Source organism: Bacteroides nordii (assembly GCF_019930665.1).
Lineage (GTDB): Bacteria > Bacteroidota > Bacteroidia > Bacteroidales > Bacteroidaceae > Bacteroides > Bacteroides nordii.
In genome coordinates this window covers 4,712,706-4,724,599 of sequence record NZ_CP082886.1, presented here as the reverse complement: position 1 = coordinate 4,724,599, position 11,894 = coordinate 4,712,706, and the positions used below count along the sequence as shown (strand labels likewise).

Annotated in this window: 6 protein-coding genes; 5 read left to right on the top strand and 1 reads right to left on the bottom strand. The window is 44.0% G+C overall.

The window, feature by feature from the left end; genetic code table 11:
• Positions 1 to 22: 22 nt before the first annotated feature.
• From K8P02_RS18335 to K8P02_RS18315, 5 genes are all read left to right on the top strand, one after another.
• On the top strand, positions 23 to 3,328 hold the full coding sequence (locus tag K8P02_RS18335; protein WP_223381649.1) for a TonB-dependent receptor: 3,306 nt from the start codon (positions 23 to 25) through the stop codon (positions 3,326 to 3,328).
• An 11-nt stretch (positions 3,329 to 3,339) separates the two neighbouring features.
• Positions 3,340 to 4,767: a RagB/SusD family nutrient uptake outer membrane protein gene (locus tag K8P02_RS18330; RefSeq protein ID WP_044166093.1), complete on the top strand. Its 1,428-nt coding sequence runs from the start codon at positions 3,340 to 3,342 to the stop codon at positions 4,765 to 4,767.
• A gap of 7 nt (positions 4,768 to 4,774) precedes the next feature.
• Positions 4,775 to 5,278, top strand: coding sequence for a hypothetical protein (locus K8P02_RS18325; RefSeq protein ID WP_007483069.1), 504 nt, complete (start codon positions 4,775 to 4,777; stop codon positions 5,276 to 5,278).
• 28 nt (positions 5,279 to 5,306) lie between these two features.
• Positions 5,307 to 7,802 carry a glycosyl hydrolase family 18 protein gene (locus tag K8P02_RS18320; RefSeq protein WP_025866639.1) on the top strand — a complete coding sequence of 832 codons (2,496 nt, stop codon included), beginning with the start codon at positions 5,307 to 5,309 and terminating at the stop codon, positions 7,800 to 7,802.
• Positions 7,803 to 8,090: 288 nt separating this feature from the next.
• Entirely contained in the window at positions 8,091 to 10,523 is a 2,433-nt protein-coding gene (locus K8P02_RS18315) for a glycoside hydrolase family 95 protein (RefSeq protein WP_223381647.1), read from the top strand.
• Here the strand turns inward: K8P02_RS18315 and dacB are convergent.
• Positions 10,490 to 11,890, bottom strand: coding sequence for a D-alanyl-D-alanine carboxypeptidase/D-alanyl-D-alanine endopeptidase (gene dacB, locus K8P02_RS18310; protein WP_223381645.1), 1,401 nt, complete (start codon positions 11,888 to 11,890; stop codon positions 10,490 to 10,492). The genes K8P02_RS18315 and dacB overlap by 34 nt on opposite strands.
• Positions 11,891 to 11,894 lie beyond the last annotated feature (4 nt).

Below are 11,894 nucleotides of genomic sequence, written 5' to 3'. Positions count from 1 at the left end.
TGATAAAATACTTAAAATCATTATGAGTACAAGAAAATTTCGCATAATACTGCTTCTATTGTTAATGACCGGATTCGTATCCACCATTAATGCCCAGGAGCAAAAGATTTCTCTCTCACTTAACAATGCCACATTGAAGCAGTTCTTTAATGAAATAGAACACAAAACCGATTACTCTTTCTCTTATCGCGAAGGAGTATTGGACAACCGGAAGGATATAACGGTTTCTGCACAAAACAAAGACCTGTTGGAAGTTCTCAAAGCGGTACTCACTCCAAGAGGATTAAGCTTTAGCATACAATCCAAATCAGTAGTCATCATTCCACAGCAACAGGTAGCGGCAAGCAAACCGGTCATCATCAAAGGAAAGGTTACAGATGCTACCAACGAACCACTTGTGGGAGTTACCATCCGGGTTAAAAATGGTAATGAAGGTACAACGACCGATATGGACGGTAACTACTCAATCCAGCTGAAAAACAAGAATTCCGAACTTCAGTTCTCTTACATCGGTTACAAACAAAAAGATATAAGAGTAAAGGACAAAACGGTTGTCAATGTGCTGTTGGATGAAGATAGCCATATGCTGAATGAAGTAGTAGCTATCGGTTACGGTGTGATGAGAAAGAAAGATCTGACAGGCGCTGTTGCCCGTATCGGAGAAAAGGATATAAACAATGTACCTACGATTCGTCTGGACCAGGCACTGACCGGTAAAGTATCGGGTGTACACGTCACTAACACTTCCGGTGAACCGGGTGCAGCTACCAATATCCTGATCCGTGGTGGTAACTCTATTTCGGCAAGTAATCAGCCTTTGTATGTTGTAGACGGATTTATCGGTGCAGGCGACCTGAACCTGATTGACCCCAATGATATAGAATCGATAGAGATTCTGAAAGATGCCGCAGCTACTTCTATTTATGGTGCCAGAGGTGCCAATGGTGTTGTTATCATTACTACTAAAAGAGGAATCGAAGGTGGCAACAATGTTACAGTGAATGCCTACGTCGGTATCCAGCATGTTGCCAAACGGCTGGAAATGCTCAATGCGCGTGAATATGCCGAAATGCTGAATCAGCAGGATGTGGCTGCCGGACAAGAACCTTCTATTGAGAATCCCAGTATCTATGAAAAAGGCACCGACTGGCAGGATGAAATACTCCAAATGGCACTGATGCAGAATTATCAGGTAGCAGCTTCGGGAGGAAGTAAAGATACCCGTTATTATTTATCATTGAGTATGTTTGATCAGGAGGGTGTCATCAAAAGATCCGGGATCAGACGTTATCAGACCCGTCTCAACTTGGACAGAAAGATAGGTGATAAGATAAATATCGGGGCTAATTTCCAATTTTCCCACTCGTCCAGAAAACCCAATCTGGTAAGTTTGGGAGGATTTGATTACCAAAGCTCGGCTCTGGCAACTCCTCCGACCATGCCTATTTATAATGAGGACGGTTCGTATGCAGCAGACAGCCCTTCACGTGTGGTAAGCAACAAGATTGACAACGTAGTAGCACAGCTTAACCTGCGTAAGAAAGAAGAAGCATCGACCACTGTCTATGCAGGTATATTTGCAGACTGGGAAGCCATAAAAGGATTGAAGTTCAAAACTTCTTTAGGATTGAACGCCAGCACCAGTAAAACGAATGAATACAAACCCGGTTCACTCCCAACCATGATGCAGAATAAAACCAAAGGTGAAGCGTGGATCAATCAGGGGGAAGGTTATTCTATCTTATGGGAAAACACAGCCAACTATATGAAAGAGATAGCCGAAGGACACCACCTGACTGTCTTGGGAGGATATACTTTACAATTCGGACGTAACGAAGGACTAAACCTATACGGAAAAAACTTCACCAATGACTTGTTGGACTGGAACAACCTCTCCGATGCAGAAACCAAAACCCGCCAGATAGGCAGCTCTGCTTCCGAATGGGCCATCATATCGTATCTGGGACGCATCAACTACTCTATTCACGATCGTTACCTGCTCTCGCTTGTAGGCAGATACGATGGTTCATCCCGTTTAGGCAAAGATAACCAGTTTGCTTTCTTCCCTTCCGTAGCGTTGGGATGGAGACTCTCGGAAGAGAAGTTCATGAAGCGATTTTCCAAACTGAATAACCTGAAACTGAGATTCAGTTATGGTCTTTCCGGAAATCAGGATATTGCACTGTACCAGACATTACCGTTGATGAAACAACAAAATGTGATGTTAGGCGACATTCCGCAAATCGGATACATCCCCGATCGTTTAGGAAATGACAAACTGAAATGGGAGACAACGGCTCAGTTCGATTTTGGTGTGGAGGCTTCTTTCTTCAATTCACGTTTGAATATAGAACTTGACTTTTATTCTAAAAGAACCAAAGATCTTTTACTGGATGTGGAGTTCCCCTATATCTCAGGATTCAAGAATGGTTTCATGAATGTAGGTAAGATCTCAAACCAGGGAGTAGAGCTTATGATCCGTACTACCAATATCGCTACAAAAGACTTCACATGGTCTACCGAATTTAATATCTCTACAAATAAAAATAAAGTCTTAGCGATGGGACCGGATAAAGATTTTGAATACACCTTCCGTCCGGGTTTGGGTACACATCCTTACTCCTGGTTAAAGGTAGGCCAGCCCGTCGGAGTATTCTATGGCTATATTATGGACGGTATTTACCGCTCACGTGCACAAATTGAAGCCGGCAATGAGCCGAACGCTTCACTCGGACAAAAAATCTACCGGGATATTAATGGGGATGGCGTGGTTTCCATTGAAGACCAGACAACCATCGGCGACCCGAATCCCGATTTCTTTGGAGGTATCAACAATACGTTCACTTACAAGAATTTCACTCTGAGTGTATTTTTACAGGGAACGTATGGAAATGACATACTTGCAGGAGGTGACTTCCTGTATGCCACAGTTGATCCCCGGTTTGTAAATCAGTACAAACGGGTAAAGAACTTCTGGTCACTCGACAATCCCAACGGAAATTATCCTAAACTCTATTCCAATGACGAATACCAGCCTTCTACCTACATGATTCATGATGGTTCACATCTGAAGATAAAGAGTATCAGCCTGTATTACAACTTCCCGGTTAAGAGCTGGAAAAAGAATAAGACGATTCAGGAACTGCAATGTTACGTTACCGGTACCAACCTGTTCACGTTCACCTCATACAAAGGATACGATCCGGAGGTAAATACCGGAACGGAAGGCGGCTATAAGGTCTATTCGGCCAACGTGCTACGGGGTATGGACTTTACCGCTTATCCCTCAGCGAGAACTTATACTTTTGGCTTTAAAATCACATTATAATGAAAAGAATCATGAAAAAACTAAAGATAATGGCACTGTGCATCCTGACTGCTACTTGCAGCTCGTGCCTGGACATGCTCGATAAAACACCTATATCACAACTCAGCGTCGGTAAACTGTTTGAAACGGCAGACGGGGCAGAAGCTGCCGTATCCGGATGTTACAGTTTCCTCAACGGAACAGGATATTACAGTCAGGACAGATGGTGCTTTGCCTTTGAAGGCACCGATATATCCGGTAGTGCAGGTGGCTCAGCCAATTATCAATGGACTTCCGGTGAAAACCGATGGAGTGACTGGTGGCTCACCACTTATCAGGCAATCGGCGCTTGCAACACAACCATAAGCCGCATAAAGCAATCAACCTTTGATGAGACCCGCCGTACTTCGCTGCTGGCAGAAGCCCGTTTTCTACGTGCTTTCTACTATTATCATGCATTGACTTACTGGGGAGGCGTACCCTTATTGAAAGATGAGATAACTTCGCTGGATCAGGTAAAGAATATAAAGAGAGCCACACGGGAAGAACTTTCAAATTTCATCATTGATGAACTCACCGAAGTATCGGACATCTTGGAGAAAAGCCCTGCCATCGTAGCAAGAGCCAGTAAAGGAACCGCACTTACCCTGTTGGCAAAAATGTATTTACTGCAAGAACAATGGGAAAACGCAGCAAAGACCTGTGAGCAAATCATGGGCCTGAACAAATATAAACTGTTCGACAACTATAGCGACATCTTCTCACAGGCATTCGAGAACCAGCAGGAACACATCTTCTCTATTCAGTTCAATGCTGACTATACCGACTTCTCCGCCCGTATGTTGTGGTACCTGGGTCCGAGCAAAGAAGAATGGGACAAGTTCAATGGTTTGGGAGGAAGTTCAGCCCCCACTTCTTTCTATGACAAATACGATGAATGGGACCTGCGCCTTGAACACAATCTGGCCAAGACCTGGCGGGGACAGGCTTTCAAAGACAGCCGTATCGCCATCATTAAATACTGGGACAGAACCGGTAAACAAATGCTTGACCACGACGGACTGAACTTCCCCGTATTCCGCTATGCAGACGTTCTTCTCATGTATGCCGAAGCACTAAACGAATGGAAAGGAGCGCCTACCCAAGAGGCTTATGACGCAATCAATGAAATTCGCGAACGGGCAGGGGTAGATGAAATAGAAGAGTTGGATTACAAACAATTTCAATCTCTCATTCGTGATGAACGTGCCCGCGAATTATGCTATGAGGGACATCGCCGATTCGATCTTGTGCGTTGGGGAATACTTGTAGAGACGGTAAAAAGAATCAGTAAAGAGATTAACTCAAAGGGAGGTGAATACATTAGTGAAGCCCATAACCTTTGCCCTATCCCTCAGACAGAGATTATAAAGAACTCAAATTTGGAACAGAATCCAGGATATGAAACTACTAAAAAATAAAAGCGATATGAAATCAACATTCAAGCTACTTCTGCTTTTAATGACTCTCTCATTCATTGCTTGTGACAAGAACGAAGATGACTTCTCAAAAAAAGACAGTTATCTGTATGTATGGAACATACGCACATGGAATGTGGGTACGGAAAGTAAACTTTCTGATATAAAAGTAACCTATTTCTTCAAAGGGGATACCACCCGGATACAGAATATTAACTTCTGGGTAATCAAAGAAAAAAGCACCCTCTATGCCGAAGAGGCCATGAAACATACCGACAGGGCTTTTCAGGTAACGTATCCTCAGAAAGACCCTAACCAGAAAGAGTTCAAAAATCAATGCTCTTTCCGCTTCAGTGAAGGATTCAATGTAGATTATGACGGTGATCCGATTGTGCCGGGAGGAAAATACAGGCTGGTAGTAAAAGCCATTGCTACCGACAACAAAGTGGTAGACAGTCCTACCACCGAATCGGGTGTATTCGAGATATACGACCCTAACAGTCCTGAAGAATAAACTTTGTTTAATTTAAAATAAATACCAAATGAAAAAGAATTTGTTTTTATGCCTGCTGTTTTTGTTAGGCATTCTCAATGTATCTGCCCAAACGACAGGTAACAAAGGTTTCAAGTTGAACGTAAATTCCGGAGATGCTTATCTGGATTGCGGAGATATCACACAGCTCAACAAAGCCGGAGCCTACACCATAGAGGCATGGGTGAATATAACTCTGGATGAGCTGGCCGATCGTTTCATTATCTTCAAAAAAGAGCAACCCGACGAGCGTAACCGTATTAAAGTACAGGTAGAAAAGAATGGACAGATCTACGTTATGCAGGCTAACGGAGACGGTGCTTATGCACAAACATCTGCCGGATGCTATCCGAAAAGTGGCTGGCACCATGTAGCCTTAGTGTATGACGGAACAAAATCAAGCACCGACGAAGGAGTTATCATTCTCTATATCGACGGTATCCGCCAGTCTTTCTCTAATGCTTTCTTCAAACCTACCACAGGTGACATTGACGCGTCATTCGTATTGGGTGGTGCTTCTCTTGCCTGCTACGATGAAGTCAGAGTATGGAACAAGTCTCTCAGCCTTGAGACCATATCTAAATGGAAAAGCTATAAAGTACTCGATACACACCCGGATAAAGCCAACTTAGTGGCCTATTATGATTTCCAGAATGTAACAGATACCAATGTTCCCGATTTACAAGGTGCTTATCCGGCTACTTTTAAAGCAACGGAAGCTGAAGTAAAAAACATCGACCTGAAGATCTTTGAAGAAGTAGGCGAAATGACTATCGAAAGCAGTATGGTTTCTCAGAAAACAGGTAATGCCTATGCAAAAGAAGATAATATTGAATTGCTTACTCTGAAAGTAAACACCGTTGGTGCAGGCGAACTGTCACTCACCGGAATGGACTTCTCGCTGAACGGTACAACCAAACTGACTGATATTGCCACTATTAATGTGTACTATGCCGGTGACAAAGCACAGATCACAGACGAATCACTCACAATGAACTATCAGGCACTTCGCCCGGGTACCGGCAAACTGGAGTTACGTGATGGAGATAACGCAGGCAAACAGCCGCTTAGTGTAGGAAATAACTTCTTTATCGTAGCCATCCGGTTGAAACCGACTGCTACTGACGGAAATAAACTGGACGGACAAATCACCAAACTGTACTTCAGTAATGGAAAAGATGTAGTTCCTGAATCTTCTGATCCGGACGGTGATATGACAATCCGCCAAATCAACAAGCTCGATGCGGCAGCTTATACACAGAAGTGTACTGACTATAACAATAAGATAGTATTCGGCTGGTTCCCCTGGTTCAGTGTTACTACTATTGACAAAGTAGACTGGAAAGGCCTCACTCATATTGCTCCTATTGGTTTTGAAATTGACAAGGGAGGTTATACCCCCACCTTCGAAGATAAAGGTATCGATCTGAAATGGCCCTGGATTGACTTTATCAATGCAGCGCACAAAAATGGTGTGAAAGTATTGGCTGCCATCACCGGTAATGTTCGCGACGGTGGAAATACAGCTTTCTATGTAGATCTGTTTGGCGATTCACAAAAGATGCGTGCTGCAGCCGTTGCCATAGCTAAGTTTGTTGACAAATACAACCTGGATGGTATTAATATGGATATTGAAGAGTTTTACAACTCCGTCCCCAATCACGGTGCAAAATATAATGAACTGGCTAAATATATAAAAGAAGAGCTCGACAAAATCAATCCGGATTTCGAACTCTCTATTGCTACCTATCCGGGAAATGAAAGCAATGAATGGGATTTCAAAGGAATGCTCAAAAGTGCCGACTACCTCACTATCATGATGTACAACATCGGACAAACATTCACTTGCCCGTTGAATGATGCACAAAGAAGAATCAAGCAGTTCTGGCTGGATATCGACATTCCCGCATCTGACATTGTTATCGCATGGCCTTATTATGGTAATATCTACAAGAACGGATCAAAATTCGGAACAGCCACTTTAGGTGATGTACCCAAGTATGCCAAAGACAATGATATCACTTGGGATGACGCAGCAAAATGTAATGTTTATAAATATACCGAAGACGGTGCCAATATGGTGGCTTATGCCGAGGATCTCCAGAGCCTCCGCTTAAAATATGACTATACTACCAAAGGCGGCTTCAAAGGTATTGGTATCTGGGCATTGGGTCAGGATGCAGGTATGGAAGACCAGGCATACGGATTGATTCGCGAATTCTACGATTCTACCTATCAAGGAACAGGAATCAGCAAGAACCAGTCCAATGGTAACATATCCGTTTACCCTACTGCTGTGGAAGATGAATTGTTCATCAACTTAAAAGACAATGACGGAGCCAATGTTACAGTCACTGTTTACAATATGATGGGACAGGCATTGAAAAACATAAATTTAGCTTCCGGCGTACGGTCTGTTCACCTTAACAGTCTTTCTACCGGTTGCTATATAGTGAAAATTCAATGTGAATCAGAAGTGGCAAGCTTTAGAGTTGTAAAGAAGTAAACCTTTTCGCTCTTTTTGGCAGATATTAAAACTCACCACAGAGTAACACGGAGTTTCACAGAGTTTAAATCTTTATTGAAACGCAGATGAACGCAGATTTTCGCAAAGGAAAACAAATATATGATAAAGAACTACAGTCTTTTAATCTGTGTTCATCTGCGATCATCCGCGTTTCATCAGATAAATACTACTCTGTGGAACTCTGTGGAACTCTGTGTTACTCTGTGGTGAAAAGACTTCTGACACACCCGCTTTTTCTTCGGTAGATTTCCAGTAAATACAGATATTATGAGGTACAAAATTCTTCTGCTACTCCCGATAATGGCTTTTCTTGCCACCTTACCAATACGCCTGTATGCAACTAATGAATGCTTATCCCCCAATGAGACATTATGGTTTCGCTATCCGGCCCAAAGCTGGTCCGAACAGGCTTTACATATCGGCAATGGTTATATGGGTGCCTCTTTTTACGGGGAGGTAGAGAAGGAACGTTTTGATATCGCTGAAAAAACATTCTGGGCAGGAGGTCCTCATGCTGCCTCCGATTTTAATTACGGAATAATCAAAGGAGGTAAGGACAAGATAGCCACTATCCGGCAGTTAATAGTAGAGCGCCGGTTTGCTGAAGCCGATTCCCTCTCCCGTATCTACATGACCGGAGATTATACTAACTATGGCTATTTTTCAATGGTAGGTAATCTGTGGATTGACTTTGGCAAAAACAAACAGCCCGTACAAAATTACCTGCGCGGTATCGATCTATCCACATCCCGTGGTTTCGTTGAATATACACAGGGAGGTGTACAGTTTAACCGTGAGTATTTCTGCAGTTATCCTGATAAATTGATGGCACTTCATTTTACGGCCGATAAAGCAGGAAAGATTAGTTTCTCTCTTTCCCATTCACTCGTCTATCAGCCCGAAGAGATCATAGAAAGTGAGAATGGACTTACTTTCAATGGGATCATCCGGGAAAATGGATTAGGCTATACCATCCGTATTAAAATTGTTCAGCAAGGCGGAAGTGTCAAAGTAGCCCATCAACGGATTGTAGTAGAAAAAGCCAATGAAGCCACTGTATTCTATGCGGTCGACACTGAATATGCTCCTGTATACCCCCTATATAAAGGAGAGAACCCGCAACAAAATACCGGGAAGGTAATAACAAAAGCCATTACAAAAGGCTACGAGACAGTCAAAAACACACATATATCCGATTATCAGACGTTGTACAATCGGGTCAGATTCACTCTTACCGGAGACACGGCTTCCGAACAACTTCCAACCAATGTACGTGTGAAACAATTGCAGGAAGGATTTACCGACGACGCCTCTCTGAAAGTTTTAGGGTTCAACCTCAGCCGTTACCTGCTGATAAGTGCCTCCCGCCCCGGCACACTACCTTCTACCCTGCAAGGTGTATGGAATACCTTTGAAAAGGCTCCGTGGAACGGAAATTTCCAAAGCAACATCAATCTCCAGGAGATGTATTGGGGATGCGGACCGACCCAATTACCGGAATGTGAAGAGGCTTATCTGGAATGGATTGAAGGTCTGGTAGAACCCGGACGGCAAACAGCCCGCGAATATTACGGGACGAAAGGTTGGGTGAGCCATTCTACCGGAAATATATGGGGGCACACCGTTCCCGGTGATGATATCCTGTGGGGGCTCTATCCTTCAGGAGCTGCCTGGCATTGCAGGCACCTGTGGGAACATTATGCCTTCAACGGAGATAAAGAGTATCTCAGAACAAAAGGATATCCTATTATGAAAGAAGCTGCCGAATTCTGGCTGGAAAACATGGTAGAGTATCAGGGACATTTCATTATTGCCCCTTCCGTATCAGCAGAACACGGCATTGAAATGAAAAACGGTTCTCCGGTAGAATATTCTATCACAAACGGCGAGCAAACGGAAGGAAGACTTTTTACCGTACCTGCCTACCAGGATATAGAAATGGTATATGATCTATATACTCACGTAATCAAAGCAGCAGAATGCCTGAACACAGATTCTGTATTCCGCCAGAAGCTGCTCATTGCTAAAAACAAGCTACTACCCTTGAAGATAGGACGCTATGGACAATTGCAGGAATGGATAGATGATGTGGACAACCCACACGATCATCATCGCCACCTTGCCCACCTTTATGCTTTGTATCCGGGAAATAGGATATCATACACCCGGACACCTGCATTGGCCCAGGCTGTCCGGAAATCTTTAGAGATGAGGGGTAAAGGTAAATTTGGCGACAGATGGCCTCACACGGGAGGCAACTGGTCTATGGCATGGCGTACCGCTTTATGGGCCAGACTTTACGATGGCAATCAGGCTATCGGAACTTTCAACCGGATGATTAAAGAAAGTGGTTACGAAAACATGATGTCCAATCAATCGGGAAATATGCAGGTAGACGCTACAATGGCCACCTCAGGGCTTTTTGCTGAGATGTTATTACAATCTCACGAAGACTTTATACACCTTTTACCTGCCCTGCCTACCGAATGGCCGGAAGGCAAAATTGAAGGATTGATGGCAAGGAACGGCTATCAGGTAACGATTGAGTGGAAATATGGAAGACTGACAAAAGCGGAAATTGTAATCCCACAAGGGATGGACAGACCGACAGTAAAAATACAAGGCATTCCTTTGTCAGAGACAGACGGCAGAGTGAGTTTTATCCCCTACTCACAAAGCACCTCACACACTTTGTTCTGAAACTCTCTTGCTTTGGCCGCCGAAAGTACATTCTGATTCATAATGGCAAAGGCTATTTCATGCCCGTTAGCAGCCTTCAGATAACCTGCTAAGGCGTTAATTGCTGTATAGGAACCTGTCTTGGCATGAACATTCTTACAGGCTTTTCCTTGCTGCATTCTATACTTCAATGTTCCGTCTACTCCGGCAATGGGAAGAGCCTTGTAGAGTTTCTGAAACACATCCGTACGGGAATAGGCAAATTTAAGGAAATCGACCAAAAGGGCAGGAGAGAGGTAGTCATAGTTGGATAGTCCACACCCATCGGCTATCTTATAATGGTCGGGATTGTGTCCCAGCTGCTTTATCATCTTCTTTATCTCAGCAATACCCTCTTTGGCCGAGACATACTTCTTCCCGGTGGCTTGTGCCCCCAGACGACAAAGCAGGGCCTCTGCACTCAGGTTATCGCTTTCCTTCATTATCTGGGTAACTATCTCCTGTACAGAACACTCCGAACGCGCCATGCAAACGGATGAACTATCGGGAGTAAAAACAGAAAAGGCATAGTTTAGAGGTACCTCAATACCTTTGTTGCGGAGCTTTTCAAGAAAAGCATGCATAAAGAAGTCCTGTGAAGAGAACACATTGATATCTGCACTGCGCCTCCCCTCTACATTGCCTGTGACCGTGATATTGTTCTTATTTTCAAGCCACCCCCTGGTTACGGTAAACTTTCCGGCAGAGGGAGTACGTGTCCGGGTTGCATTGCTGAGGCTGTAATAAGAGGACTCCGGATAGCAGGAAACCCGCGCCGTATCTCCCTGAACTGCACCCGGAGCAGCTGTTACCGTCACCATTCCTTTGTGATACATCAACGGAGAAAGATAGGGCTGATAAGCTTCCGGCGTATCATCCCATGCCCATCCGCTCCCCCAATAGAGGGAGTCTTTCATGGAAATATCTCCATAGATCCTCCCATCAATAACGGAGAAAGGAGAAGTGATGATGGCATCTACTAACGTATCCATACTAAGTTCATCAAATTCGGGATCAAAACCTCCTACTACATACAAATCTCCACGCAAAGTATCATGCTCTATGACTCCATTGTACCAGACCTCGGTACGAAACGGCTCGTCGGCATCCGAACGGGAAAGGGCAGTAATAGCAGTCAGCAGCTTCATAGTCGATGCCGGGCGTGAAAGTTTAGTATCCCGATACGTATAAAGCGGCTTCTTATCAGTAAGATCATAAACAGATATACCGACTTCAGATCCCTCAGGCAAGGTTTTCAACAATGAGTTGATGCGGGAAGAGAGAACCTCCTGCCCCCATAAAACCGGAAGGCAGGAGGATAAAATAAGGAATAGGAAAATTCTTTGCATACGT